At 65.7% G+C, this 24,125-nt stretch carries 29 protein-coding genes; 12 read left to right on the forward strand and 17 right to left on the reverse strand.

The annotated features are described in order from the left end of the window. Positions 1-164 precede the first annotated feature (164 nt). Complete coding sequence (locus tag Q7J26_RS15085) at positions 165-569, forward strand: hypothetical protein (protein WP_304937206.1); 405 nt, start codon at positions 165-167, stop codon at positions 567-569. Positions 570-701: 132 nt separating this feature from the next. Further along, entirely contained in the window at positions 702-1,172 is a 471-nt protein-coding gene (locus Q7J26_RS15090) for a DUF6789 family protein (RefSeq protein WP_304937207.1), read from the forward strand. Between the two features lie 76 nt (positions 1,173-1,248). Here Q7J26_RS15090 and Q7J26_RS15095 read toward each other — a convergent pair whose 3' ends face one another. The 5 genes from Q7J26_RS15095 to Q7J26_RS15115 all read right to left on the reverse strand — a co-directional run bounded on the left by Q7J26_RS15095 (position 1,249) and on the right by Q7J26_RS15115 (position 3,837). Beyond that, complete coding sequence (locus tag Q7J26_RS15095; RefSeq protein WP_008258724.1) at positions 1,249-1,764, reverse strand: F0F1 ATP synthase subunit B; 516 nt, start codon at positions 1,762-1,764, stop codon at positions 1,249-1,251. Continuing rightward, positions 1,764-2,336: a hypothetical protein gene (locus tag Q7J26_RS15100; RefSeq protein ID WP_304937208.1), complete on the reverse strand. Its 573-nt coding sequence runs from the start codon at positions 2,334-2,336 to the stop codon at positions 1,764-1,766. The genes Q7J26_RS15095 and Q7J26_RS15100 overlap by 1 nt, the downstream gene beginning before the upstream one ends. 68 nt (positions 2,337-2,404) lie before the next feature. Continuing rightward, on the reverse strand, positions 2,405-2,629 hold the full coding sequence (locus Q7J26_RS15105; RefSeq protein ID WP_008261286.1) for a F0F1 ATP synthase subunit C: 225 nt from the start codon (positions 2,627-2,629) through the stop codon (positions 2,405-2,407). Positions 2,630-2,685: 56 nt separating this feature from the next. Next, positions 2,686-3,471 carry a F0F1 ATP synthase subunit A gene (locus tag Q7J26_RS15110; protein ID WP_304937209.1) on the reverse strand — a complete coding sequence of 262 codons (786 nt, stop codon included), beginning with the start codon at positions 3,469-3,471 and terminating at the stop codon, positions 2,686-2,688. Between the two features lie 6 nt (positions 3,472-3,477). Further along, a complete protein-coding gene (locus Q7J26_RS15115) occupies positions 3,478-3,837 on the reverse strand; it encodes an AtpZ/AtpI family protein (protein WP_008261665.1) in 360 nt (119 codons plus the stop codon). Between the two features lie 237 nt (positions 3,838-4,074). Here Q7J26_RS15115 and ispH point away from each other — a divergent pair, with 237 nt between their 5' ends. Next, positions 4,075-5,046 carry a 4-hydroxy-3-methylbut-2-enyl diphosphate reductase gene (gene ispH / locus Q7J26_RS15120; protein WP_304937210.1) on the forward strand — a complete coding sequence of 324 codons (972 nt, stop codon included), beginning with the start codon at positions 4,075-4,077 and terminating at the stop codon, positions 5,044-5,046. Here ispH and Q7J26_RS15125 read toward each other — a convergent pair. The 6 genes from Q7J26_RS15125 to Q7J26_RS15150 all read right to left on the reverse strand — a co-directional run bounded on the left by Q7J26_RS15125 (position 5,018) and on the right by Q7J26_RS15150 (position 11,324). Then, positions 5,018-6,586: a HAMP domain-containing sensor histidine kinase gene (locus Q7J26_RS15125; RefSeq protein ID WP_304937211.1), complete on the reverse strand. Its 1,569-nt coding sequence runs from the start codon at positions 6,584-6,586 to the stop codon at positions 5,018-5,020. The genes ispH and Q7J26_RS15125 overlap by 29 nt on opposite strands. A 118-nt stretch (positions 6,587-6,704) precedes the next feature. Further along, complete coding sequence (gene scpB / locus Q7J26_RS15130) at positions 6,705-7,364, reverse strand: SMC-Scp complex subunit ScpB (protein WP_304937212.1); 660 nt, start codon at positions 7,362-7,364, stop codon at positions 6,705-6,707. Continuing rightward, entirely contained in the window at positions 7,361-8,182 is an 822-nt protein-coding gene (locus tag Q7J26_RS15135) for a ScpA family protein (RefSeq protein ID WP_304937213.1), read from the reverse strand. Before Q7J26_RS15135 ends, scpB begins: the two co-directional genes overlap by 4 nt. A 54-nt stretch (positions 8,183-8,236) precedes the next feature. After that, positions 8,237-9,286 carry a beta-N-acetylhexosaminidase gene (nagZ, locus tag Q7J26_RS15140; protein WP_304937214.1) on the reverse strand — a complete coding sequence of 350 codons (1,050 nt, stop codon included), beginning with the start codon at positions 9,284-9,286 and terminating at the stop codon, positions 8,237-8,239. Beyond that, on the reverse strand, positions 9,283-10,053 hold the full coding sequence (locus tag Q7J26_RS15145) for an SPOR domain-containing protein (RefSeq protein WP_304937215.1): 771 nt from the start codon (positions 10,051-10,053) through the stop codon (positions 9,283-9,285). Before Q7J26_RS15145 ends, nagZ begins: the two co-directional genes overlap by 4 nt. 80 nt (positions 10,054-10,133) lie before the next feature. After that, a complete protein-coding gene (locus Q7J26_RS15150) occupies positions 10,134-11,324 on the reverse strand; it encodes a deoxyguanosinetriphosphate triphosphohydrolase (RefSeq protein ID WP_304937216.1) in 1,191 nt (396 codons plus the stop codon). A gap of 142 nt (positions 11,325-11,466) precedes the next feature. Here Q7J26_RS15150 and erpA point away from each other — a divergent pair, with 142 nt between their 5' ends. Beyond that, entirely contained in the window at positions 11,467-11,784 is a 318-nt protein-coding gene (gene erpA / locus Q7J26_RS15155) for an iron-sulfur cluster insertion protein ErpA (protein WP_304937231.1), read from the forward strand. Between the two features lie 6 nt (positions 11,785-11,790). On the opposite strand, the gene Q7J26_RS15160 is transcribed toward erpA, so the two are convergent. From Q7J26_RS15160 to Q7J26_RS15170, 3 genes are read right to left on the reverse strand one after another with little or no spacing between them, the layout of a single operon-like run. Then, positions 11,791-11,973, reverse strand: coding sequence for a hypothetical protein (locus Q7J26_RS15160; RefSeq protein WP_304937217.1), 183 nt, complete (start codon positions 11,971-11,973; stop codon positions 11,791-11,793). Next, positions 11,970-13,061 carry a PepSY domain-containing protein gene (locus tag Q7J26_RS15165; RefSeq protein ID WP_304937218.1) on the reverse strand — a complete coding sequence of 364 codons (1,092 nt, stop codon included), beginning with the start codon at positions 13,059-13,061 and terminating at the stop codon, positions 11,970-11,972. Before Q7J26_RS15165 ends, Q7J26_RS15160 begins: the two co-directional genes overlap by 4 nt. A 5-nt stretch (positions 13,062-13,066) precedes the next feature. Then, positions 13,067-15,229 (reverse strand): TonB-dependent siderophore receptor, encoded by a 2,163-nt coding sequence (locus Q7J26_RS15170; protein WP_304937219.1) that lies wholly within the window; start codon positions 15,227-15,229, stop codon positions 13,067-13,069. 148 nt (positions 15,230-15,377) lie between these two features. On the opposite strand from Q7J26_RS15170, the gene Q7J26_RS15175 reads away from it, so the two are divergent. The 6 genes from Q7J26_RS15175 to Q7J26_RS15200 all read left to right on the forward strand — a co-directional run bounded on the left by Q7J26_RS15175 (position 15,378) and on the right by Q7J26_RS15200 (position 19,826). Then, the gene (locus Q7J26_RS15175; protein ID WP_304937220.1) at positions 15,378-15,683 is read left to right on the forward strand and encodes a metalloregulator ArsR/SmtB family transcription factor; all 306 of its coding nucleotides are present in this window, start codon (positions 15,378-15,380) and stop codon (positions 15,681-15,683) included. Then, entirely contained in the window at positions 15,680-16,360 is a 681-nt protein-coding gene (locus tag Q7J26_RS15180) for an SdpI family protein (RefSeq protein ID WP_304937221.1), read from the forward strand. Before Q7J26_RS15175 ends, Q7J26_RS15180 begins: the two co-directional genes overlap by 4 nt. Before the next feature lie 23 nt (positions 16,361-16,383). Further along, on the forward strand, positions 16,384-17,319 hold the full coding sequence (locus tag Q7J26_RS15185) for an alpha/beta hydrolase (protein WP_304937222.1): 936 nt from the start codon (positions 16,384-16,386) through the stop codon (positions 17,317-17,319). 50 nt (positions 17,320-17,369) lie between these two features. Continuing rightward, positions 17,370-18,173 carry a folate-binding protein YgfZ gene (locus tag Q7J26_RS15190; protein ID WP_304937223.1) on the forward strand — a complete coding sequence of 268 codons (804 nt, stop codon included), beginning with the start codon at positions 17,370-17,372 and terminating at the stop codon, positions 18,171-18,173. Positions 18,174-18,181: 8 nt separating this feature from the next. After that, a complete protein-coding gene (locus Q7J26_RS15195; protein ID WP_304937224.1) occupies positions 18,182-18,940 on the forward strand; it encodes a 3-oxoacyl-ACP reductase in 759 nt (252 codons plus the stop codon). A 379-nt stretch (positions 18,941-19,319) separates the two neighbouring features. Next, positions 19,320-19,826 (forward strand): MucR family transcriptional regulator, encoded by a 507-nt coding sequence (locus tag Q7J26_RS15200; RefSeq protein WP_304937225.1) that lies wholly within the window; start codon positions 19,320-19,322, stop codon positions 19,824-19,826. A gap of 46 nt (positions 19,827-19,872) precedes the next feature. Here Q7J26_RS15200 and Q7J26_RS15205 read toward each other — a convergent pair whose 3' ends face one another. The 3 genes from Q7J26_RS15205 to Q7J26_RS15210 all read right to left on the reverse strand — a co-directional run bounded on the left by Q7J26_RS15205 (position 19,873) and on the right by Q7J26_RS15210 (position 21,334). Continuing rightward, on the reverse strand, positions 19,873-20,181 hold the full coding sequence (locus tag Q7J26_RS15205; protein ID WP_304937226.1) for a hypothetical protein: 309 nt from the start codon (positions 20,179-20,181) through the stop codon (positions 19,873-19,875). Positions 20,182-20,481: 300 nt separating this feature from the next. After that, complete coding sequence (locus Q7J26_RS17150) at positions 20,482-20,721, reverse strand: RNA polymerase sigma factor (protein ID WP_370651957.1); 240 nt, start codon at positions 20,719-20,721, stop codon at positions 20,482-20,484. Positions 20,722-20,788: 67 nt separating this feature from the next. Continuing rightward, positions 20,789-21,334, reverse strand: a complete 546-nt coding sequence (locus Q7J26_RS15210) for a helicase (protein ID WP_304937227.1) — start codon at positions 21,332-21,334, stop codon at positions 20,789-20,791. A gap of 96 nt (positions 21,335-21,430) precedes the next feature. On the opposite strand from Q7J26_RS15210, the gene Q7J26_RS15215 reads away from it, so the two are divergent. Further along, positions 21,431-21,682, forward strand: a complete 252-nt coding sequence (locus Q7J26_RS15215) for a helix-turn-helix domain-containing protein (protein WP_304937228.1) — start codon at positions 21,431-21,433, stop codon at positions 21,680-21,682. A gap of 203 nt (positions 21,683-21,885) precedes the next feature. Continuing rightward, a partial coding sequence (locus Q7J26_RS15220; RefSeq protein WP_304937229.1) for a tetratricopeptide repeat protein occupies positions 21,886-24,125 on the forward strand: 2,240 nt, incomplete at its 3' end.

A 24,125-nucleotide genomic window follows, 5' to 3' on the forward strand; every position in this document is an offset into this window, starting at 1 on the left:
TCATGACCGAAGCTTCATAAGGCTGACACGGATCGGCCATCGAAGCGGAGTCTTAAGGGTCGTTGTGGCAGGTTCGCCACGGTCGTCTTTTCCAGTCGCCTACAGGGATCGGCCGGTCGTGATGATCGTTGTCTCTTTGCCTCCTCCTCCCCATCTGGGCCGTCTTGACCTTCGTAACCGCGTTTCGCTTTCCGTCCTCCAACCCGCGCAGCCGTACGCTGCGTGCGGTGAAACGCTGGGCGCTGATGGCCGGGGGTCTGTTCGTCGTTCTGCTCGGGATTCTGATCGCGCCACTGCCCGGCCCCGGCGGCATCCCCGTCATCGCGGTCGGCCTGATGCTGATCTTGAAAAGCTCGTTCTGGGCCAAGCGTCTGTTCATCCGCGCCCAGTACGCCCGGCCGAAATGGGTCTATCCCTTCCGCCGACTCATGCGGAAGAAGCCGGAGTTCGCCCCCGTCTTCTGGCAGCAGGCCCTGCGCGCCGAGAAGGTGGTGCTGAAGCGATCACGCCGTCGCCTGACGCGTACACGCAAAGGCATGCGCCGCTATTTCCGGAAGATGTTCCGCTAGTTGGCGTCTGATTTCGCGGTTGCGTTGCTGCACCCGCTAACCACAGGAACGTGAACGCCGTTCTCCCTCTACAGGCGTATCCTGCGCGGGCGTTATCAGAGAGCCACTAATGCGTTGGGAGGCGCTAAGGTCATGATGTCACGCGTACAAAAGGGCATGATCGCGGGCGTCGCCGCGACCGTCGCCGTTTCCTTGCTTGAGATACCCAACCTGTTCCTGAACTGGTTCGACCCCTTCCAGGGGGTCATCGCCACCATGATCGGCATGCCCGGCAATCTCGCCGTCGGCTGGGCGATCCACGCCTTCAGCGGCGTCTTCATTCTGGGCCCGCTGTTCGGTCTGATGTGTCCCCGCCTGCCCACCGATACCCCCGAGACCAAGGGCATCGTCTTCGCCGTCGGCGCCTGGGTGGTGATGATGGGGGCCATCATGATGCTGGGCGACTACCGAACCTTCTCGGCCGCCGCCGGCTTCGGCACCATCGGCTGGCTGCTGATCACCCATGCGGTGTTCGGCATCGTTCTGGGCAATGTCTACGCCCGTCTGGTGACGCGTGAAAAACGCCAAGCGGCGCATTTCATGGGCGGCGCCACCGCCCACTGACCGCGGCCATTCAGACATAAGAAAAGGCCCCCAGCGACGCCGGGGGCCTTTTTTCGTTCGGCTAAGCCAGCCGGTCTCAGTTCAGGCGGTCGCCGATCTGAGCGATGGCGGCGTCGAGCAGCGGATCCTTGGCGCCGCCGGCGAGGCGGGCGGCCAGGATCTGTTCCGCGGCCTTGGCGGCCAGGTCGGCGGCGGCCGCCTTGACCTCTGCGGAGGCCTGGGCCTCGGCCTGGGCGATGCGGGTCTCGGCCATCTTCTGACGACGGGCCAGGGTCTCTTCCAGCTTGGCCTTGGACTCGACTTCCAGACGACGGGCGTCGGCTTCCGCCTGGGCCATCATCTCGGCGGCCTGGGCCTCGGCCTCGGCCTTCTCCTTGCGGATCTGGGCCAGCAGGGCCTCGGCCTCGGCGCGCAGACGGGCGGCCTCGTCCAGGTCGGCCTGGATCTTGGCGCCCTTGGCGTCCAGTTGGGCGGCGGCGATCTTGGGCACGCCGGCGGCGATCAGGATGCCGAAGAAGATCAGCAGGCCGATGCCGACCCAGATCTCCGCATTGGCGAAGCTCCAGATGCCGTGTTCGAAGATCAGGTTCATCAGACGGCTCCCTTGGCCGTAGCCAGTTCGGCCGAGGTGGCGGCCTTGCCGGTCAGGCGCTCGACCATGGCGGCAGCGGCGTCGGAGGCGATGACGGCCACATTGGCCATGGCCGCGTCGCGCGTCTTGCCGATGGCGGTCTCGGCCTCGGCGATGCGGGCGTTGACGACGGCTTCTTCAGCGGCCTGACGGGTGGCGGCGTCTTCCGTCACGCGGGCCTTGGCGGCGGCGGCCATGGCGCGAGCGTCGGCGCGGGCCTTGGCGACCTCGGCCTGGGCTTGAGCGGCCTGGTCGGCGGCCTCGGCCTGGACCTGACGCGCGGTGGCGACGGCGTTGGAAATCGTATCGGCCCGCTCGTCCATCACCTTGCGAAGGCGCGGCGCGAAGACCTTGGAGACCAGAACATACAGGATGACGAACAGGATCAGCAGATAGCCGATCTGGCCCGCCCAGTGTTCGAACTGGAATTGCGGCAGGCCGCCCGAGCCGTGCTCGGCGGCGGTCGCCGTCTCGGCGTGCAGGTCCGCTTCGACCGAAGCCGGAACCGCATGATTGGTGTGGGTGCTGGCCATGAACCGTCTGCTGCAGGATCAGATGAAGCGGCGCGCGGGCGAACCCCGCGCGCCGGTATCGGCTGATATCAGCCGAAGATCATCAGGATGCCGAGCACGAAGGCCAGGATGCCCAGGGCTTCGGCAAGGGCGGCGCCCACGAACAGGTTGCCGACTTGGCCGGCGGCGGCCGACGGGTTGCGCAGGGCGCCGGCCAGGAACTGACCGAAGATGTTGCCCACGCCCAGGGCCGAACCGATCATGCCCAGGGTTGCGAGACCGGCACCGATGTACTTGGCGGCTTCAGCGTCCATGATTGTATTCCTAGATTAAGTCGTTGGTGGTTGGGGTGAAGAGACTGGTCCTGCCCTTAGTGGGCGTGGTCCAGGTTGACCACATCATTCAGATAGATGCAGGCCAGAACGGCAAAGACGAAGGCCTGAAGGAAGGCCACGAGAAACTCCAGCGCGGTCAGGGCGACGACCATGCCCAGCGACAGGGCCGCGACCGGGAAGGCCAGCAGGCCGATGCCGCCGCCCAGACCCAGTAGGCCCAGAGACACGACGAAGCCGGCGAAGATCTTCAGCGCCACGTGGCCGCCCAGCATGTTGCCGAACAGACGAAGCGCCAGGGTGACCGGACGCAGCAGGAAGGAGACGAACTCGATCAGGCCGACGACCGGACGCAGCGCTAGCGGCGCGCCCATGGGCCAGAACAGCTTGAAGAAGCCCAGGCCGTTCTTGGCGAAACCGACGACCAGCACCAGACCAAAGGTGATCAGGGCGAAGGTGACCGTGATGGCCAGCTGCGACGTCGCCGTGAAGGTCAGGAACAGACCCAGGATGTTCATGCCCAGGATCATCATGAACAGGGTGAAGACGAACGGGAAATACTTGCGGCCTTCGTGGCCGATGATGGAATCGGCCAGATTGTCGATCAGGCCGAACACGCCCTCGCCCGCGGCCTGCAGACGGCCGGGCACGACCTGGGCGTTCGAGGTCACAGCGGCCAGGAAGCCGACGATCACGACGAAGGCGGCCGTCATGGCGATGTGCGAATTGGTCACGGCCAAATCGACCGTGCCCAGCACGGGCAGGGTCACGTCAGGAAGGTCGATGACCTTCTGAATCTGAAACTGATGAATCGGATCGGCCATGAAGCCCTATCGTTCCCCGTCTTCGTCGGCCTCGACGTAAGGATCAGCCGGAGCCGACGTCCCTAACGCCTTGGCCTGCGCCATCAGCCGGTTGGCTGTGCGACGCGCCATGTAAATCGACAAGGCGAAGCCCAACAGGACCCCGCCGATCAAACCCCACGGACGGGTTCCAAAGACCCAGTCCGCGATGAAACCCGCCGCAAGACCCACAAACACGCCGCCGAGAAGCTCGGCGATGATCTTGTAGGCCTGACCCGACACCTGATGGCCGGTCAGCTCGGCGGATTTCTCCACCGTGGTCCGCGCCTCCAATGCGGATGCGCTGTCTTGGAGGCGTTTGATCGCCTCTTCGCGCGATTCCGACATGGGGGACAGGACCTGTGCTCTCAGCGCTCAAACAATGTGTTTGGGCGGGTCTGAATTCGGCGCGGAAACTAATCGTGAGCGGCCAAGAGGTCAAGGCGTCGTGAACGGAGGTTAAATCTTTGTTCGAACTCGTTTTTCGCCGGATACGGCCTGACCGTGGCGATGCGTCGCTGTTCAGGGCCAGGGATTCGGTCGCCGTGCATGGCGATATGTCGCGTGAACGACTAGGTTGCGGCCATGAACATGCACGTCCCCGCCCCCTCGCCTGAACGCCGCCCCATCGCGGTGCGGCTGGCGACCCCGCGCGGTTTCTGCGCCGGGGTGGACCGGGCGATCCAGATCGTCGAGCGCGCGATCGAGAAGTTCGGCGCCCCCGTCTATGTGCGCCACGAGATCGTCCATAACCGCCATGTGGTCGAGCGGCTGAAGTCCATGGGCGCGATCTTCGTCAAGGAGCTGGACGAATGTCCGGACGACCGGCCGGTCGTCTTCTCGGCCCACGGCGTGCCCAAGTCGGTGCCCGCCAACGCTCAGGCGCGCCAGCTGCTGTTCCTCGACGCCACCTGCCCCCTGGTGTCCAAGGTCCATGTGGAGGCGGAGCGTCATCATGACGCGGGCCGCCATATCATCCTGATCGGCCACGCCGGCCATCCGGAGGTGATCGGCACCATGGGTCAACTGCCGCCGGGCGCTATCAGCCTGATCGAGACCGAGGCCGACGCCGAATCGTTCGAACGGCCCGGCGACGCCCCCCTGGCCTATGCGACCCAGACCACCCTGTCGGTCGACGACACGGCGGGCATATTGAAGGTGCTGAAGCGCCGCTTCCCCGAACTGCCCGATCCGCACAAGGAAGACATCTGCTACGCCACCACCAACCGCCAGGACGCGGTCAAGGTGCTGGGCGAGGGCTGTGAGCTGGTGCTGGTGGTCGGGTCCAAGAACTCGTCCAACTCGGCCCGGCTGGTCGAGGTGGCGATGCGCGCCGGCGCCCGCGACGCCCGGCTGGTCGATGACGCCTCACAGGTGGACTGGGCGTGGTTCGACGGGGTTCAGACGGTCGGCGTCACCGCCGGCGCCTCTGCCCCCGAGCCGCTGATCGCCGCCCTGGTGGACGCCATCGCCGAACGGTTCGACGCCACCGTCACCGAGGACGGCGGCGCGCGCGAGACCGTGACCTTCAAGCTGCCTCGGCTTCTGACGACCTGACTGCGGGTTCAAGCGGCAGAACCACGCGGAACAGGCTGCCGACGCCGGGCGTGCTGTCCACCTCGATCCGCCCGCCCATCAGTTGCGCCAGACCATTGGCGACCGTCAGTCCCAGGCCCAGCCCCTCAGCGATCCGGGTGCTGCTTTCGTCTCGCTGGGCGAACGGGTCGAACAGGCGGGCGCTTTCGGCCTTGTCCATGCCCGGCCCGGTATCCTGAACCTCAAACACCAGGCCGTCGCGCTCCATGACACGCATGATCACCTCGCCTGAATCGGTAAATCGGATTGCGTTGTGGACCAGGGCGGCCATCACCTTTTCCAGGTGGACGGCGTCGCCCAGCCATTCCCCCCTCACCACCGCCTCGACCGTCAGCACCAGCCCCTTGGCCCCGGCGGCTCCGCGATAGTCGGACGTCAACCGTCGCAACAAGGTCTCAGGGCGGAACGGTCGCTCGACCAACTTCACCTCGCCGTCACCCAATCGGACCACGTCCAGAAGGTCCTCGATCAATCTCAATTGTCGCTGGCCGGAGGCTTTCAGAATGTCCAGCCGCTCGCGTTGTTTGGGCGCCAGCATGTCCATGCTCATGACCTCGGCCATGCCCAGAACACCGTTCAAGGGCGTTCGAAGTTCGTGGCTGACATTGGACAGGAACCGGGTCTTGGCGGCATTGGCCGCCTCCGCCCGCTCCAGCGCCACCGATAGGGCGGCCTCAGAATCGCCCAGACGCCGCACATCGGCCACCATCCGCGACACCAGCACGCCGCCGCCCACGGCCAACAGCGCCAATATCAAGATCACCAACGGCAAGGCCTGTGTCAGTATCTTCTGGCCCGGGCGCTGCGGCGTCCATACGATCTGGCCCAAGCGCGCCCCGGCCGCATCCAGGATCGGTACGCCGCTCATGCCTTCCGGCGGCGGCCCGGCCCCAGGCTGGAACCGCGCCCCCGCCGCACCCAGTCGATTTCGCAGCCAATCCAGTTCCGAATCGAATGACTTGAACGAGGCGACCATGGGATCTGCGTCCGGGACCAGGCCGCCGGGCGTATGGCGAACGATGGTCGATACGCCGACGACATAGATGACGCCGTCGATGTCGATGAAGGCTGATTTGAACCGGACCGCCCCCTTGGCGTGGGTCGATCTGTGGCGGCCCTGAGCCTCGGCGCGAAGCTGATTCACCAGAGGGCGGGCGGCGCGCACGAAGGGAACGGCGGCTTCCGCATCCGGCGCCGCATCATGATGGCTGGCCCGGATCAGCCGGCCGCTCGAATCATAGCCCAAGGTCGCGTGGTGGCCGTGGCGTGTCGTGTAGAGGCCGCCCATGAAGCGGTCGAACCATGTCGGATCGGTTGGGGCGGCCATTTCGGCGACCGCCTCGTCCCAAACCGTCGTCGGGTTCAGGTCTTCGCCGACGATTTCGAGAACACGCGTCAAACGCAGCGAGACAACGTCGCTTTCGCGTTTTCTTTGGTGGTCGTCGATCCCCCGGCTGACGGTGGTGAGGACGCCGACCATGCCGATGACGACGGCGAGCATCAGGACCAATAGGATCCTGTACCCCGCCAACTCGGATTTTCGTAGTCTTGTCCTCATGATGGAACGGTTAGCCCGTTCAGCAGATAAGCTCTTTTAAAGCCGCTATAGGCAGTTTCCCTTAGTTGCCGACAAAATCCTGCGCGAACTCCGGCGTGTCGTCTTCGCCCGCCAGACTGTCGTCATCGACATCGGCGCTTCGGCCGGGATCCGGCAGTTCGAATCCGACGGGCAGCGACAGGTCCAGCAGGCCCGCCGCCTTCATCTCCTGAACGCCCGGCAGGTCGTACAGGGTGGCCAAGCCAAAATGCTCCAGGAACCGGTCTGCGGTCGCATAGGTGACCGGCCGGCCCGGCGTCCGTCTGCGCCCCCGCAGCCGCACGAACCCCATCTCCAGCAGCAGATCCAGCGTGCCTTTTGACAGGGTGACGCCGCGCACGCTTTCGATCTCGGCGCGGGTGACGGGCTGGTGGTAGGCGATGATGGCCAGGGTCTCCAGCGCGGCCTTGGACAGACGGCGCGGCTCCTCGCGCTCCTCGGTCATCATGAAGGCCAGATCCGGCGCGGTGCGGAACCGCCAGCGGTCGGCGACACACTCCAGCTCTACCCCCCGCCCTTCATAGCGGGCGCGCAGGCCCGATATGGCGCGCGCGACGTTACAGCCTTCCGGCAGGCGGGCGGCGATCTCGCCGGCGGTCAGAGGCCCGGCGGCGGCGAACAACAGGGCCTCGACCCGGCGCTCGATCTCGGCCTCGTCGGGTTGGAACGAGAGGTCGCTCACGGCGTCAGCTCCAGCGGATGCCCGCCCCCGCGACGCTTCAGGAACAGCTCCGCAAACGCCTGCGTCTGGCGGATCTCCATCGCCCCCTCCTTCACCAGCTCCAGACTGGCCGACAGGGTCGAGGCGGTGTAGCTGGCCTGGCTGGGGCCGTCGTCATCCTCGGGATGCGGCGCCACCTGATCCAGCGGGGTCCAGTCGGCCAGCCGGGGCATGACCTCTCGCAACCAGTCGCGCGCCGCCTCCAGCGGAAAGGCCTCGACCCGCTGGCCGGGGGAATAATGGCGCGCACCCTCGCGCCGACGCTGGGTTACATAGGCGCTCATCAGGTCGTACAGGCTGGCGTCGATCCGGTCCGAAGGGACGATCACCGTCGCCTCGGGGTCGCCGCGCGTGAAGACGTCGCGCTTCAGCTGGGGCCGGGCCATCAGCTGTTCGACCGCCTTGCGCATGGCCTCCAGCTTCTGCAGCCGGAACGCCAGGGCGGCGGCCATGACCTCGGCCGGCGGCTCCTCGCCCTTGTCCTTGTCGGCGCGCGGCAGCAGCAGGCGCGACTTCAGATAGGCCAGCCAGGACGCCATCACGAGATAGTCCGCCGCCAGGGCGAAGTTGCGCCGCCGCGCCTCGTGCACGAAGGCCAGATACTGTTCCGCCAGCTGGGTGATCGACAGTTTCAGCAGATCGACCTTCTGCGTCCGCGCCAGGGCCAGCAGGACGTGCAGCGGCCCCTCATAGCCGTCCAGATCGACGACGAAGGCCTCGCGCTCCTCAACCTCGGCGGCAGCGCTGAAATCCAGATTGGGCTGAAAGGCGTCGGTCATCTTGTTCGGCCTACCGCGCTTCGCGCTGCTTGAGGCCGATAGAGTCTACGCGGATCACGCCTGCGCCTCCCCCACGTCCGGCCCCTTTGCGGCGTCCGTCTTGCCCGCCATCGCCCGGAAGAAGCGTTCATGCCCCGCGACAGGATCAAGGAGTTCGGGACTGCGGACGATCCGCGCCATAGCCGCCTCGGCCCTGGCCTTCGCCTTGCCCTTCAGCTTGCCCGTCGCCTCGGCCACGGCCTGCATCTCGGCCATGTCGCCGTTGCAGTGAAGCACGATGTCGCAGCCCGCCTTCAAGGATTGATGCGCCCGCTCGCCCAGGGATCCCCTCAGCGCCTGCATCGACAGGTCGTCGGTCATGATCAGGCCGGAAAAGCCCAGATGCTCGCGCATCATCCGCACGGCCTTCTTCGACTGGGTCGCCGGCCGCTTCTTGTCGACGGCGGTGAAGACGATATGGGCCGTCATCGCCCAGGGCATGTCGGACAACGCCTTGAACGGCGCGAAGTCCCAGGCGTCCAGGGTGTCGAAATCGGCGTTGACCATCGGCAGGTCCTTGTGGCTGTCGGCGAAGGCCCGGCCATGGCCCGGCATATGTTTGATACAGGGCAGAACCCCGCCCGCCAGCAGCCCCTCGGCCGCCGCCCGCCCCAGCACGGCGACCATAGCCGGATCCGGACCATAGGCGCGGTCGCCGACGATGTCGTGGGCGCCGGGCACCGGCACGTCCAGCACCGGCAACAGGTCGACGTTGATCCCAACCTCGCGCAGATCATGCGCCATCAGCCGCGCCCCCAGACGCGCCAGTTCACGCGCCTCCATCGGGTCGTTCGCCGCCCTCAGATAGGCGTTCCCCGGCGGATATTTGGGCCAGTGCGGCGGTCCCATCCGCTGGACCCGGCCGCCCTCCTGGTCGATCAGGATGGGCGCCTCGGCATCGCCGATCACGGCGCGCAGCTCGTCGGTCAGGGCCCGCACCTGTTCCGGCGTATCGATATTGCGCCGGAACAGCACGAAGCCCCACGGCCGCGCCTCGGCGAAGAAGGCGCGTTCGTCGTCGGTCAGCCTATGGCCCGAACAGCCGTAGATGGCGGCGGAGGTCACCGAACGATGCAATCCCGTCCGGCGGCCTTCAGGGCGTTGCAGAAGGCGACCGCGCGCTCGCGCGACAGGCCCGAGAAGGTGGTGCGGTACAGGGTCGAACCGCTGGACGAGGTGACTTCCGTCACCCGCTTCTGGGCGCCCGAGGCGTATTGGCCGAACCGGCCGGCGACAACGGCGTATTCGCGGTCGGCGATCTCGGTCGAGGAGAAGGCGCCGATCTGGACCGAGGCCGAACCCGTGGCGGCGCCGGCGGCCGGCGCGGGAGCAGGCGCAGCCGGGGTCGGCGTGGTCGGACGCGGCGCGGGGGCGGCGGGCGTTGCGGCGGCAGGCGGCAGGCCCTGTCCGGTCGGGGCGGCGGCCGGCGGCGCAGCGGGGCGCGGCTGGGGCGTTTCCGGGGGCGGGGTAAAGGTCACTGGGGCGTCAGTGGTCTCGGCCTCGTCGCGATAGACGCGCACCCCGGCCGCCGGATCCACAGGCTGGGCGTCGACGGGAGCGGCGGTCTTCATCTCGCCGACGGGCTGGCCCACGGCGGGCGGGGCGTCGGTCGAGGCGCGCATGCCCGAACGATAGAAGAAGATCACGGCGATGATCAGGACCAGCAGGACCACCGCGCTGATGATCAAGGTCACCGGCGGCGCCTTGCCCCCGCCCGAACCGACATTGCGGCCGCTGCGCGGATCATAGGAATTGCGACGGAAGGGCAGGTCGTCGTCGGTCGGGGGCGTATAGGCGCCCCGGCCCGGTCGGTTTTCATCATCGAAAGACATGGTCGCGCTCCGCCGTCTGTCCGACGCAGCGAATCGGCGCGTCGAACGGTTAGTCTAACGCCCCGCCGCCGTCTTTCGAATCACAGATCGAGCGCAAGGTCGAGGCTGAACAGTTTCTGGTGGACTTCTATTGCGTAGCGGTCGGTCATACCGGCGATGTAATCGCACACCGCGCGCGCCCTCAGGGTCGGGTCTTGGATGGCCGCCGGCACGGCCCATTCCGGCGGCATCACCTCCGGCTCGGCCATGAACAGTTCGAACAGTTGCGACAGAACCCGCCGCGCCTGGCTGCGTGTGCGGTTGACCCGGTAATGGCGATACATCCGCTCGAACAGGAACTTGCGCAGGATCGCCAGGTCCGCGTGCATCGACCGCGAGAAGTCCACCATGGTCCGGGTCGCCGTGCGCACGTCCTCGGTCGAGCCGATCCGGTCGTCCTCCAGCCGCCGCGCCGTCTCGGCCAGGACGTCCTCGACCATGACCCCGATCATCCGCCGCACGGCCTCGATCCGCAGCATCCGGTCGTCGATGGCCGGCCAGTCGCGCCGCACCTCGGCCAGCATCGGTCCGATCAGTGGCACCTGATCGAGATCCTGAAGCGTGATCAACCCGGCCTGCACCCCGTCGTCAACGTCGTGATTGTTATAGGCGATGTCGTCGGCGATGGCCGCGCACTGGGCCTCCAGCGAGGCGAAAGTGCCCAGGCGCAGATCCCAGCCCGCCTCCCCGCCGGTCCTGTAGGGCCGCACCACCGACCAGGCCGGTTCGTCCAGTCGGTGCGACACCGGGCCATTGTGCTTGATGACCCCCTCGACCGTCTCCCAGCTCAGGTTCAGCCCGTCGAACTGCGGATAGCGGTTCTCCAGCTCGGTCACGACGCGGAAGCTCTGGACATTGTGGTCGAAGCCGCCGTGATCGGCCATCTGGATCACCAGCTCGTCCTCGCCCGCATGGGCGAAGGGCGGATGGCCCAGGTCGTGGGCCAGGGCCACCGTCTCGGCCAGATCGTCGTCCAGCCGCAGCGCATGGGCCAGCGACCTGGCGATCTGGGCCACCTCCAGCGAATGGGTCAGGCGGGTGCGGTAGTGGTCGCCCTCGTGCGCGACGAAGACCTGGGTCTTCTCTTTCAGACGCCGAAACGCCGTCGCATGGATGATGCGGTCGCGGTCGCGCGCGAACGGCGTGCGGGTACGGCTGGGCGGTTCAAAGAAGCGGCGCCCCTGGCTCAATTCGGCGCGTTCGGCGTAGGGGGCGAGAGGTGTCTGGCTCAAGTCGTCAACTTTGCAGCAGCTTTGATGCGACGGGGCCTTTGCGAACGCCCGCACGCGCCTCATATAGACAGCCGTGAGCACCGTCCAATCCACAGAACCGTCCACACCCGCCTTTACGGTCGCCACGCGCGCGCCGGAAGGCATTGTCCTGGCCGCCAGCGCCGCCAAACGCCTGGCCAAACTTAGCGTGGCCGAGGGCAAGACCCTCATGCTGCGCGTCGCGGTGGACGGCGGCGGCTGTTCGGGCTTCCAGTACCGGTTCGAACTGGTCGAGACGGCCGAGGACGACGACCTGCGCATCCAGGCCGACGGCCAGGCGGCGGTGATCGACCCCGTCTCGGTCCCCTTCCTGAAGAATTCCGAGATCGCCTATGTCGACGAACTGGCCGGCGCCCAGTTCGTGGTACGCAACCCCAACGCCGCCTCCAGCTGCGGCTGCGGCGTCAGCTTCTCGATCTGACGGCGGTCAGCGTCGGCGTCGGATCAAGGCCCAGACGGTGACGATCACGGTCGAGGCCAGCAGGGTCGAAAAGACCGCATCCCAGACGCCGTCCCCCAGCAACGCCCCGATCAGCCCCGTCAGGCTGAGCACGAACACCACGATGGGCGCGCCGAAGATGGCCCTGATATTCAGGTCCTTGCGGCTCATGCCGGCTTCCGCCGTCCCTTGCCCAGCCACAGGTACAGGCCGGACCCCAGGATGACGATGGTCGCCACGTCCAGCAGCGCCCACAGGATCTTCAGCCCCAGCCCGCCATAGTCGCCGAAGTGCAACGGCTGGGACAGCGACAGGGCCTTCACATACCAGGGCGTCGGCGCCACGGCCGCCAGTTCCCCGGTCCGGGCGTCGATCAGGGCCGGTGTGGTCAGATGGGTCGTCAGCGGCGTGTCGCCGTGGAAGAAGACGGCGTAGTGGTGATCGGTCGAATAGTCGGTTCCCGGAAAGGCGACGAACTGCAGCTTCATGCCGGGCAGAGCCTGTTTGGCCCGCTCCACCGCCGCATCCAGCGAGGCCCGCTCGCCGGCCGGCGCCGGGGCGTCATAGGCGACGGTCAGTTCCTTCAGCGCCGTGTTCTTCCAATAGGCCAGGATCGGCGTGGCCAGGGTGTTGACCACGCCCGTCGCCCCCACCACCAACAGCCAGGCCACGGTCACCACGCCCAGCAGGTTGTGATAGTCCAGCCACCGCGTCCGCGCCGACTTAGCCGCGCGCACCGTGCCGAACGGCAGCCGCCGCATGAAGGGCGCGTACAGCACCACCCCCGACACGACCGCCACGATCAGCATCAGTCCCATCAGGCCCAGGAACAACATGCCCGGCAGGCCTAGGAACAGGTCTGTGTGCAGCTGAAGCAGGAACTCCATGACCGGATGGCCCGCCACGGGCGGCGCGACCTGGCCGCTGGTCTGGTCGATCGGCTCGAAACTGTAGCGCCCGGCCGGGCCGTTCGGATCGACGCTGGTGACGTTCACCACCGGACGATCCTCGTCGAAGCTCATGAAGGCCGGAACCTCGCCCGGATGCCGCGCCATCGCCGCCGCCAGCACCTGGTCCAGATCCAGCCCCGGCCCGTCCGGATCCGCCGGCGCCCAGGCCTGATCCAGCAGCACCTCCTCGATCTCGTGCGTGAACACCAGCGGCAGGCCCGTGACGCACAGCATCAGCAGGAAGAGCGTGGCGACCAGGCTCGACCATTTGTGCGTCCAGGACCAGGCGCGGAGGGTCCGCGTCTTCATGCGGGTCAGAACTCCGCGGAGACCGACAGGCGCAAGGTGCGCGGCGCGCCCAGGGTCAGGTAGCTGGAGGTCGGACTATAGCCGCCCACGGCGACCCACTGATCCTCGTCCGCCAGATTCTCGACGCGGGCGCGGACCGTCATCGGCTTGCCGCCCGCCTCGAAGGCGTAGCGCACTCCGGCGTCGAACCGAGTCCAGGCGTCCAGCTCGACCGTATTGTCGCTGCTGACCGGCTGTTCACCGGTATAGACAACACGCCCTTCCAGGGTCAGGCCCGCCAGCATCGGCACGTCCCATTCGGCGTTCAGATTGGCCTGGATCTCCGGCGTGCCGGTGGGACGCAGGCCGACCAGGGCCGGGTCCAGCGAACGGGTGATCTCGGCGTCCAGCCAGGTCGCCCCGCCGATCAGACGCAGACCCGAGACCGGCTCGCCATAGACGCCCAGCTCCACGCCGGTGTTCTGCTGCTCGCCGTCGGCCGTGTAGAGGGCGCCGTCGAAATAAGCCTGGGGACGGTTCGCGCGGAAGGCGCTCAGCGTGGCGCCGAAGGTTCCGGCGTCATACTTCACCCCCGCCTCGAACTGTTCGGACTGGAAGGGCGCCAGCACCTCGCCGGCGTTGTCCACCACGACGCCGTTGACCGCCGCCGGCGCCGTCAAGCCCGGCTGGAGCGCCTCGGCGTAGTTGGCGTACAGCGAGATGCGTTCGCTCGGCTTGAACACCACGGCGAAGGCCGGGGTCCAGGCGTCGCCGTCATAGGCCGAGTTTTCGGCCCCGGTGTTATAGTCGAACGACCGCGTCTCGATCTCTTGATAGCGGACGCCCGCCGTGGCCAGGATGCGACCGCCCAGGAAGGACATCATGTCGGCGAAGGCGACGGATCGGTTGTTCACCCGCTCGGTCACCAAAGGATCGGACATGTCGCCGCCGACAAAGAAGTCCGGCGTCGGCGCCGCCACATCGGTCGGATCATACAGATCGCTGGTGAAACCCGCGAAGTCCGAGAAGGCGTAGGCGTTCTTGGACTTCGACCGCACCTGTGACGCCGACACGATCAACCGGTGGCCGACGGGCCCGGTGGTCAGGTCGGCGCGCAGGCCGATGTCGCCCGACCAGACCTCGTCCTCGCGTACATTGTCGAACCGATAGGCGCTCAGCGTCCCGTCGGCGTCGGCGTTCGGATTGGCCAGAACATTGTCCTCCTTGCCGTTACGACCGCCGAAGGCCGCCCAGGCCGTGACCGTATCGGTCAGGTCGAACTCGCCGCGCACAGCGCCGAACAACTGCTCGTCGTCGGTATAGGTCCAGGGCTGGGCGAAATTGCCGTCGGCCGACGGCGCCTCGGGGACCGCGCCGTTTGGCGTGACCTGCGGACGCGGCGCATCGATCCGATTGGCCTGCCAGCCCAGGTCGGCTGAGAAGCGTGCGCGGTCGCCGCGGCGATCCACGCCCAGACCCAGGACCTGCAGTTCACTGTGCTGATCCTCGACCGCGCCCTCGCCCGCACGGCTGACCAGGTTCAGGCGCGCACCCCAGGCGTCGTCCTCGCCGAAACGCCGGGCCAGATCGGCCGCCGCATAGATTTCGTCCGCGCCTTCCCACCCGGCCGTCAGCCGGTTCAGATCGCCCGTCGCCCGCTTGGGAACCAGGTTGAAGGCGCCGCCGACGCCGCTGCCGCCGGGCGCTGCGCCGTTCAGGAAGGCCGTCGCCCCGTGGAAGACCTCGACCCGCTCCAGCAATTCCGGCGCGACGTACTGGCGCGGCAGCACGCCGTACAGGCCGTTATAGCTCATGTCGTCCGAGTAAACGGGGAAGCCCCGGATCAGATAGACCTCCTGGAAGTTGCCGAACCCCTTGGTCACCCGCACGGCCGGATCGTTCTGCAGCACGTCCCCGATGCTGCGGGCCTGTTGGTCGCGGATCAGCGCCTCGGTATAGCTGGTCAGGTTGAACGGCGTGTCCATCGTGTTCAGCGCGCCGAACAGGCCGACCCGCCCGCCGCGCGCGACCTGCCCCCCGGCGTAGGGACCCGGAAGGCCGACCTGCGAGCCGGTGACGACGATCTCGTCCAGCTCCGTCGGCGCCGCCTGGGTCTGCGCCAGCGCCGGCGTAGCGGCGACCAGGGCCAGAAGGCTGGCGCAGGCCAGACGGCGGGTCGAACGAACCATGATTTGCAACGCATTCTCAAGAACGAAGGGAAGTGGGCTCCATACGCTTTGATGCGATTGCTTTGCAATGGCGTACACCGCGTCCCTTCGGCGCGTGATGACGCAGGCCGGCTTGCATTTAGCTACATTCCTAATTAGGAATATGGCTATGAACACCCTGTTCAAAGCCCTGTCCCATCCGGTGCGTCGGCGCATCATCGCCATGCTGCGCGCAGGGCCGCTCGCTTCAGGCGACATCGCCTCCGCCTTCGACATGAGTTGGCCCACCATCACCGGCCATCTCAACGCCTTGAAGGAGGCCGGCCTGGTCAGTCCGGAGCGAGAGGGCCAGACCATCCGATATCGGCTGGAAATCTCGGCGGTCGAGGAGGCCATGGCCTTTCTGATGGACATCGTCGGAACGGGCGAAGCCGCCGAAGTCACGCCCGTCGCCCAAAAGGAGCCCCGTCGATGAAGGACCGCCTGTCACTGCTGGACTATCTGACCCTCGCCGTCTTCGGCCTCCAGGCGGCGTTGGCCCTGCATATCGGTGTCAACGGCCCGACCACGCCCATGCCGATGCACTGGAACGGCGACTGGCAGGTCGATCGCTGGGGCAGTCGGGTCGAGTTCGCGACCTTTCTGGGCGGCATGACGCTGATCGGCTTCATCGGCGCAGCCGGGCTGGGCTTGGGGGCGATGCGCGCCGCGTCCCAAGGCGACGCCTCGCGCGGCCGTTCCCTGCGGATCGGCCAGGGCATCAGCCTGTTCACCTTCGCCGCCATCGGCCTGCTGATGACATGGTCGGGACTGGGGAACGCCACGGCCGAGACCGGCCCGGTCGTCACCATGGCCGGGGTGTCGCTGATCCTGCTGGTCCTCGGCGCCTTTCTCGGGCGGGTCGCGCCCAATCCGTTGGTCGGCGTCCGCACGCCTTGGAGCTACAAGAGCCGCCTGGCCTGGGACCGGTCCAATCGACTGGCGGGACGCCTGTTGTTCCTGCTGGGCGTCGTCGGCCTGATCGCCGCGCCCGTGGCGCCCCAACCGCTGGGAGCCCTGTCCCTGATTGGGGCCGTACTGATGGCCGCCGCCCTCTCGGTCTTCGAGAGCTGGCGCGTCTGGCGCGCCGACCCTGACCGCCAGCCTTTCTGAACCAATCCGCCAAGGAGACCGCCATGTTGATGCTGACCCTCGCCCTGCTCGCCGGTCCTGTCGCGACCGAGATCGTTCTGCCCGCCCAGCCCGCGCCCCTGCATGGAACCCTTTTGACGCCCGAAAACACGACCGCAGCGGCCGTCATCTTGCCCGGCTCCGGCCCCACGGATCGGGATGGAAACAGCCCGCTGGGCGTGTCCGCCGGGACCTACCGCCTGCTGGCCGAAGGGCTCGCGGCGCAAGGGATCGCCACGGTGCGGATGGACAAACGCGGCGTTGCGGCCAGCACCGCAGCCGGTCCGGCCGAAGCCGATCTGCGCTTCGACGCCTATGTCGCCGACGCCCGCGCCTGGGCCGCCGAGGCCGCGTCGCAGGCGGACCAACCCTGCGCCTGGCTGATCGGCCACAGCGAAGGCGCCCTGATCGCTCTCAAGGCGGTCGAAGGCGGCGGCGGCCCCGATTCCAGCAAGGTCTGCGGCCTGGTCCTGCTGTCCGGCGCTGGCCGCCCCGCCGGGGTGGTCATCCGCGAACAACTGGCCGCCCTGCCCGAGCTGATGAAGACCCAGGCCTTCGCCGCCCTGACCGAGCTGGAGGCCGGCCGCACCGTCGCCGACACGCCGCCCGCCTTGGCCGCCCTGTTTCGCCCATCGGTCCAGCCCTATCTGATTTCGTGGTTGCCGCTGGACCCCGCCGCCCTGATCGCCGCCTATGACGGGCCAGTCTTCATCGGTCAGGGAACCACCGACATCCAGGTCACGACCACCGACGCCCAGGCCCTGGCCGCCGCCGATCCGGGCGCGACCCTGAAACTATGGGACGGAGTCAACCATGTGCTGAAGACCGCCCCCGCCGACCGCGCCGCCAATCTGGCCACCTATGCCGACCCGGCCCTGCCTCTGGCGCCCGGTGTGGTGGACGACGTCGCCGGTTTCATCACCGCGCATCCGCAACGCTGACTGCGCGATCCTGACTGGAGCATCGGGGCGAGCATCCCTATCTAGGCGCCATGTCCATCGCCCGTCTCGACCGCCGCGCCCTCGTCTCCGTCACCGGCGCGGAGGCGCGGCCCTTTCTGCACAATCTGCTGACCCAGGACGTCGAGACCCTGGGCGAGGGCGAACTGCGGTTCGGCGCCCTGCTGTCGCCGCCCGGCCGGCTGTTGTTCGACCTGTTCATCCTGGGTCAGGCCCAGGGCGTGGTGCTGGACGTCGCCGCCGAGCGTCGCGACGCCCTGGTGCAGCGCCTGTCGATGTACAAGCTGCGCGCCAAGGTCGAAGTGGCCGCTGACGACCGCCCCGTCTTCGCCGCCTGGCCCGAAACGCCGGACGGTTTCCTGCCCGACCCGCGCACCCCGCTGATGGGCGGCCGCCTGTATGGCCAGGCTGCCGCCGATGCGACCGAGGCCGACTATGACGCCTACCGCCTGTCGGTCGGCGTCCCCGATCCGACCGCTGACGCCCCCCAGGACAAGACCTATCCGATCGAGGCCGATTTCGACCTGTTGAACGGCATCGACTTCCAGAAGGGCTGTTTCGTCGGCCAGGAGACGACGTCGCGCATGAAGCGCCGGGGCGTGATCAAGAACCGGATGATGCCGCTCGACTTCGACGGCCCCCCGCCCCCCTTCGGCGCCGAGGTGCTGAAGGGCGAATTGCGCGCCGGCGAGATCCTGTCGGGACGCGACGGCTCGGCCATGGCGCTGGTGCGCATCGACCGGATCGACGGCGACCTGACCGTCGAGGGGCGTCCCGTGCGCTTGCGTCGCCCCGCCTGGATGGGCGACGACGTCCTCCCCTCCTCAACAGACTGAGTCTCCCCATGAAGATCGCCGACCAGATCGTCCTCGTCACCGGCGGCGCGCGCGGCGTCGGCGCAGCCGCCGTTCGCGCTTTCGCGCGTGAAGGGGCGCGCGTGATCATCAACTGGCGCGCCAGCGGCGAGGCTGCGGCCGCCCTGGCGGCCGAGATCGGCGACCGCGCCATCGCCCTTCAGGCCGACGTGACCGACCGCGCCGCCGTCGACGCCCTGGTCGCCGCCGCCCAGGCCCATTTCGGTGCCCCCGTCACCACCGTCGTCAACAACGCCCTGGACTACAGTTTCAACGGCGACGCCCGCGCCCAGATGACCGACATCGGCTGGGACGAACTGGAGCGCCAGTTCTCGACCGTCGTGCGCGGCGCCCTGAACACCATCCAGGCGACGGCGCCCGGCATGGCCGCCGGTCGGTTCGGCCGCGTCATCAATATCGGCACCAACCTGTTCCAGAACCCGGTCGTGCCCTATCACGACTACACCGCCGCCAAGGCCGCCCTCCTGTCCCTGACCCGCACGGCGGCCGGCGACCTGGGGCCGGACGGCATCACCGTCAACATGGTCTCCGGCGGCCTGCTGCGCACCACCGACGCCAGCGCCGCCACGCCCGAAGCCGTCTTCGACTTCATCGCCGGCATGACCCCGCTGCGGTCGGTCACCACGCCCGAGGAATTCGCCGACGCCGCCCTGTTTTTCGCCTCGCCCTGGAGCCGCGCCGTGACGGGCCAGAACCTGGTGGTGGACGGGGGACTGGTCAGGGACTGAGCTCCGTTCTCTTTCCTTCTCCCCTTGCGGGAGAAGGTGGCCCGAAGGGCCGGAAGAGGGGTCCGCCGGTGGGCCAACTCGCACCACCTGGCCCCTCACCCTTTCGCGCAAGAACGATCGCTACGCTCTCGGGCGCTCAAGCCCTCTCCCAACGGGAGAAAGGTATGCATGTTCCAAGCGAGTAAGATATTGAAACTCAACAGGAGTTCTGTTCGAAAAAATGCCGTGTAGAAATCGTGCAGATTTTTCTGCACGGCTGCCCCGAAAGATGGCTTGAATCGACGGCAGCGTGCAATGGGCTAGGGCGGCTAAAGCTATGTCAGCTGGGCTGTGACAAGCTTGGCAAGGCGCTAGAGATCGTCCTAATCAGTATCTACCCTTGGGATTCGAAGGTCTGCTCATGACTGATGAAACGTACACAGCCGCATCCGACGCGCGGGATGGCACGATCGAACTGGTGAGCGCCTATGTCTCGAACACCAACACGCGCCTGACGGCTGATGAGTTTCAGGCTCTGATCCGCGAAACCTTCGCCACGCTTTCGAGCCTCAATGTTTCGCCTGGCGAGGCCGAGCCGGAAACGACGCCGGATCGTAAATCCAAGGCGGAGATCAAGAAGTCGATCGGCGACGCGGCTTTGATCAGCTTCGAAGACGGCAAGCCTTATAAGAGCCTGAAACGCCATCTCGGAACACGCGGCATGACGCCCGAGGATTACCGCACCAAATGGGGTCTACCGCTCGACTATCCCATGGTCCATCCAACCTACAGCGCCCAGCGCTCGGAACTGGCCCGCGCCATCGGCCTGGGTTCGAAAGGTCGTCAGGCGAAAGCCGCTGCCGAGCCCGCGCCCAAGACACGCAAACCGCGCCAGCCCAAGGCTTGATGATAGGGGTGGGCGCCCTCGCCGACCAGACGAACGTCCGCCCCCTCTAGAACAACGACAACTGCCTGTTGGCCTGATCAAAGGCCGTCCATTCCGGCGAACGCGACGCTTGATCCATCCATGCCGCCACGTAATCCTCCGGCGTCACATAGATCTGGACAGCAGATACGGGCGTGAAGTGAGACCTGTATCCCGTCTCGGTGATCGGTAAAGGGGCTCTCTTCGGGGACATGCTCACCACCTCCAGATGAGCAATCCGGGATCGGTCCTCATAGACGATGTATTCCGGGTTCCACCTGATTTCGATCTCAATCCCGTTCCAGTGGCTGCGAACGATCGTGTAGTCGCGGGTCATCTCTTCCTCTGGGCTTTGGGTTCGTCCTGAACCCTTGCCCTTCGGCGAGAATGGGGGTGCAAGCGCAGGGGCGCCTTCGCGGGGTACCGGCTGCAATGAGCAAGGCGAGTGAAGCTGGGCGGAAGGCGCTTCGAAGCGCGCCAGGGGCAAGGCCCCAAGCTCTTCGCGATAGGGATCGTCACCCGAATGGGCTGAGATCGCCGGCGTCGCCGGAAGCTCAGGGCGAAGCCTAAAGCCCGCCGCGCTCGGCGCGGATCGTCCTGTGCGATGGTCCGCTTTTCACGTTAGTTGTAGGCGTCTTCACGGCTCGCAATTCCTGACCGCCCGCACGAGCCGCACCATTGCGGCGGCAAACCGTGCCTGCACAGCTTCCGGGGTTAGTCCAAGACGCAACCCGATCTCGCCGTAGGTTAGACCGGCGAAACGATGGAGGACGAACACGTCGCGCTGGTTGGTGGGCAGTCGCAGGATTGCGGCCCTAAGGACCTCGTCGTAGCTTCGTGCGCGTCGGCGCTTTGGCCGAGGCTTTGGCGGCTTCATTCACCTGTCCTCCCGTCCATTCCGATAATGAGTTCGATCATCATCAGCGTCGTCGAGCGCCTAGCGGCTAGGCGTCCGATAGGTTCGTGGGATTTTCTTTGGACATCGCGATGAGGTCCAGCCGCGATCTCGCGATCAAGGCGTGGGCCTCGGGATGATCCTCCGTGCAGACGAGCCGCTCTGCGACAGCGAGCCGAGTCACAACCGCCTCCAAACTCAGGGACGCAGTATCCGGCAAAGTTTCCAGCAAGCGCTCGCGCTTCTCGAAAAGCGTGTCCAAAATTCCATCTATGTCGCGAAGCTCCTTGGACCATGGCAACGCCTGTTGTTCGGTCGGGCTGAGCTCGCACCAAGAATGCTCGCGGATCAGCCAGCCTTCCAGTTTGGCCCAGCGATTCTGGAGACGCTCTATTTGGGCATCGACGGCCAGCCAGTTTCTGCACCGACGGGTCGCTACGTCTGAAGCGACAACCGCGGCGGACGGCAGGGCGACGGAAGCGGCAGCAGGATTGGCCGCCCCAAACGCTACGACCGATGTGCCGGCGATGAGCGCGCGCCTGGAAAGTGCAGGCAGGCGCGCATCCTCGACACCCGTCTTTCGACGCGAGCCCATGACTCTGCCTTTCGCTGTATGTTAGTCTATTAATACCAAAACACCCCGGTAGGATCAATCTAAAAACACCATGATCGGCATTAAAGGTGACATTTCGTGCTGATCGCAGCGCAAATCCGCGCTGCCAGGGCGCTTTTGGGATGGAATGGAGCTGCACTCGCAGAGGCGGCCGGTGTCTCGCTTCAAACAATCAGGCGTATGGAAAGCGAAGTGGGACCTGGGCGCAGCTCAGCCGCCAACGTCGGAGCTGTACAGCGTGCTCTGGAAGCCGCTGGTGTCACCTTCCTGGATGCAGATGAAACCACCGCGACCGGGCCAGGCGTCCGGCTCAAACAGAGCCGCGACTAATGGGCTGACGCCGAATCTGATCCCTCTCAGACGCTGGGGAGGTCCGCTTGCGGCGTGTGATCATAACTCGTGGCGACGACCGCCGACCGTATCGCCTAGCGTACCGAATGGGCCGCATGATGAAGTATTGCTTCAAGTCGCCTGGTGCGCCATCGATTGAACGGCCGGAACCGGTGGCCCTCCAAACCAGTCCCTGAGAACTCATGATGAAGCTTCCCCGCGCGTTCTTGTCACATGGATCGGCAGATAAGAGCACTGTGGCCGAAGTCGCCAGGATACTCGGAAGAGCAGCTGTTGTTTACGACGCCTTCGAGTTTGATGTTGGCGACGAATTTAGGGACGCAATCCTGACCGGAATCTCCAACTCTGACATCTTTATACTTTTCGCCAGTCGAGTCGCGCTTGAGAGAGACTGGGTTAAGTTTGAGATTGCTGCAGCGAAGGAGGCTTTAACGAGGCAGGCTCTCAGTCGAGTTGTCACATTCATTATCGACCCCGACCTCGACCTCGACCTTATTCCCGAGTGGATGAAGTCGACACTGATCGTTCGTCGCGAACACCCCGGCCTGATCGCCGCGGAGATTCGGCGGCTAATCGGTCAACGGCTGATCGAGAGAATGCCATCTTACTTCGTCGGACGTCGGAATGAGATCGATCAGGCGCTCGATCTGATCTCCGGCTTCACAGATTCGAACCGGCGTCCACCGCTGTTGGTCTATGGTCTCGAGGGCATCGGGCGACGAACTCTCGTTCGCGCCATCGCGCGGGACCACCTGTCTTACTCGACCATTATACCTTTCACGCTGAAGGCCGGCGATCTTCTGCCCGAGACCTTTATCCGACTTTCGGACGCTCTGTCTCCAGGAGGTGCAGCCAACTACATGGATGTACTCGCAGAGCAGGAAAAGAAAGAGCCCGATGTTCTCCTCGCAGACATCGTTGAGCTCATGAAGATCGCCTGCACCGGCGGTACTCTGCCTGTAATAATGGATAGCGGTGCGTTAGCACAACAAAATGGGGTGCTACGATCGGAGTTTGAAGCTCTCTATCAATTAATCGCGTCCGACCTAGACGTAGACGCAGTAATCGTCGCGGGTAGAAGGCTATACGGTAGCGGCGGCACGCAATTGCCATCATTACGGGTGCCGGAGCTGGACCAGTCATCCGCGCAGAATTTACTCAGGATCGCGGGGCGCGACATGGGCCTGATCTTTGATCGGAACGAGCTGGCGTCAATCGCTACCTATTCGCGTGGATACCCGCCAGCCGTCCGATTCGCGCTGGACGAGGTGCGCGTCAGGGGTGTCCCACACGTCGTTGCGAACCAGCGCGCCCTGGTAAACTTCAGCGCTGAATTGTTCCTTCGACAGCTGAGGCAAACCAGCTCGATTACTAAGACCATGGAAACGATGTTGGTGGTCTTTTCAGCCTTCAGTCCGTTGCCTCTGAGCGTCGTCGCGGAGTATTGCGGAGTTTCTGGCGACGAGGCGAATGAGAACATCGATCATCTCCTCGACCTTGCCTTCATCCTTCCTGACGGCATTCATTTCCGTATCTCCGAGCCCCTGCGAGACGCCGCATATCGAGCCTTCGATGGGTTGAGGATAGACAGTTCGCGAATAGCCGATCTTTTGGATAGCTATCTCAGAGACGAACCTGACGACGATGCCCGGCTCAATCTGGGGCAGACGATCTTCAGGGCGAGCTTGCTATCGGGATCCGGATCGAAGTCCCGTTTCGCCGTAGGGTTTGCAGCTGATCTGATCCAGGTAGCCACACAGAGCTATCACGACCAGGATTACGATTTGGCGATCCGCTACGGAGCGTCGGCGCTTGAAGCGAGACCCGATAACGTTGACGTCAGGCGCTACGTAGCGCAGGCCCTCATCCGGCGGGAGCGCTATCCCGAGGCGGAGGCACACATCGACGCTTTAGTGAATTTGGGAGAGTTGAAAGAGGCGTTTTACATCCGAGGTTTCGCGGCGCGGCGCAAGCGGGAGTACCCCGACGCGATCGAGGCGTACAAGAAGAGCCTGGCCTATGGCCGAGGGGGTGTTGCGATTCACCGGGAGTTGGCTAGCAGCTACTTCGAAATAGGCGACCTGCCGACGGCTGAACATCACATCCGACAGGCAGAGGAAAGATCTCCTCACAACCGCTACGTCGTAGATCTCCGTTGCACTATAGCTCTTCGCCTTGGTGATCTGGAAACCGCTGAGCGCACACTCACTATACTTGAGCGGGTTGATCCAAGCGGCTTCTCCGACCATCGCCGGTCAACGTTTGAACAGGCCAGGGGAGAGCCCGGAGCAGCTCTGGAGTACGCGGAATCCGCGAATCGGAAAATCGCTCACCCTGCCTTCGAAGTCATGGCGAACTTGGCAAACTGCCAGATCGAGGCGGACCAAGCCGCATCTGCTGTTTCGACTTTGACTAGTATCCA

The organism is Brevundimonas sp. (assembly GCF_030656255.1).
In the GTDB taxonomy this organism is placed as follows: domain Bacteria; phylum Pseudomonadota; class Alphaproteobacteria; order Caulobacterales; family Caulobacteraceae; genus Brevundimonas.

Bases quoted from the DNA above. Each gene is read 5' to 3' on its own strand.
- Q7J26_RS15175 (WP_304937220.1), top strand. From the start codon at position 15,378: ATGAACACCCTGTTCAAAGCCCTGTCCCATCCGGTGCGTCGGCGCATC.
- Q7J26_RS15090 (WP_304937207.1), top strand. From the start codon at position 702: ATGATGTCACGCGTACAAAAGGGCATGATCGCGGGCGTCGCCGCGACC.
- Q7J26_RS15190 (WP_304937223.1), top strand. From the start codon at position 17,370: ATGTCCATCGCCCGTCTCGACCGCCGCGCCCTCGTCTCCGTCACCGGC.
- Q7J26_RS17150 (WP_370651957.1), bottom strand. From the start codon at position 20,721: ATGAAGCCGCCAAAGCCTCGGCCAAAGCGCCGACGCGCACGAAGCTAC.
- Q7J26_RS15110 (WP_304937209.1), bottom strand. From the start codon at position 3,471: ATGGCCGATCCGATTCATCAGTTTCAGATTCAGAAGGTCATCGACCTT.
- Q7J26_RS15185 (WP_304937222.1), top strand. From the start codon at position 16,384: ATGTTGATGCTGACCCTCGCCCTGCTCGCCGGTCCTGTCGCGACCGAG.
- Q7J26_RS15095 (WP_008258724.1), bottom strand. From the start codon at position 1,764: ATGAACCTGATCTTCGAACACGGCATCTGGAGCTTCGCCAATGCGGAG.
- Q7J26_RS15160 (WP_304937217.1), bottom strand. From the start codon at position 11,973: ATGAGCCGCAAGGACCTGAATATCAGGGCCATCTTCGGCGCGCCCATC.
- Q7J26_RS15115 (WP_008261665.1), bottom strand. From the start codon at position 3,837: ATGTCGGAATCGCGCGAAGAGGCGATCAAACGCCTCCAAGACAGCGCA.
- Q7J26_RS15180 (WP_304937221.1), top strand. From the start codon at position 15,680: ATGAAGGACCGCCTGTCACTGCTGGACTATCTGACCCTCGCCGTCTTC.
- Q7J26_RS15100 (WP_304937208.1), bottom strand. From the start codon at position 2,336: ATGGCCAGCACCCACACCAATCATGCGGTTCCGGCTTCGGTCGAAGCG.
- Q7J26_RS15135 (WP_304937213.1), bottom strand. From the start codon at position 8,182: ATGACCGACGCCTTTCAGCCCAATCTGGATTTCAGCGCTGCCGCCGAG.
- ispH (WP_304937210.1), top strand. From the start codon at position 4,075: ATGAACATGCACGTCCCCGCCCCCTCGCCTGAACGCCGCCCCATCGCG.
- Q7J26_RS15205 (WP_304937226.1), bottom strand. From the start codon at position 20,181: ATGACCCGCGACTACACGATCGTTCGCAGCCACTGGAACGGGATTGAG.
- Q7J26_RS15195 (WP_304937224.1), top strand. From the start codon at position 18,182: ATGAAGATCGCCGACCAGATCGTCCTCGTCACCGGCGGCGCGCGCGGC.
- Q7J26_RS15210 (WP_304937227.1), bottom strand. From the start codon at position 21,334: ATGGGCTCGCGTCGAAAGACGGGTGTCGAGGATGCGCGCCTGCCTGCA.
- Q7J26_RS15125 (WP_304937211.1), bottom strand. From the start codon at position 6,586: ATGCTCGCCGTCGTCATCGGCATGGTCGGCGTCCTCACCACCGTCAGC.
- Q7J26_RS15145 (WP_304937215.1), bottom strand. From the start codon at position 10,053: ATGTCTTTCGATGATGAAAACCGACCGGGCCGGGGCGCCTATACGCCC.
- Q7J26_RS15165 (WP_304937218.1), bottom strand. From the start codon at position 13,061: ATGAAGACGCGGACCCTCCGCGCCTGGTCCTGGACGCACAAATGGTCG.
- Q7J26_RS15170 (WP_304937219.1), bottom strand. From the start codon at position 15,229: ATGGTTCGTTCGACCCGCCGTCTGGCCTGCGCCAGCCTTCTGGCCCTG.
- Q7J26_RS15105 (WP_008261286.1), bottom strand. From the start codon at position 2,629: ATGGACGCTGAAGCCGCCAAGTACATCGGTGCCGGTCTCGCAACCCTG.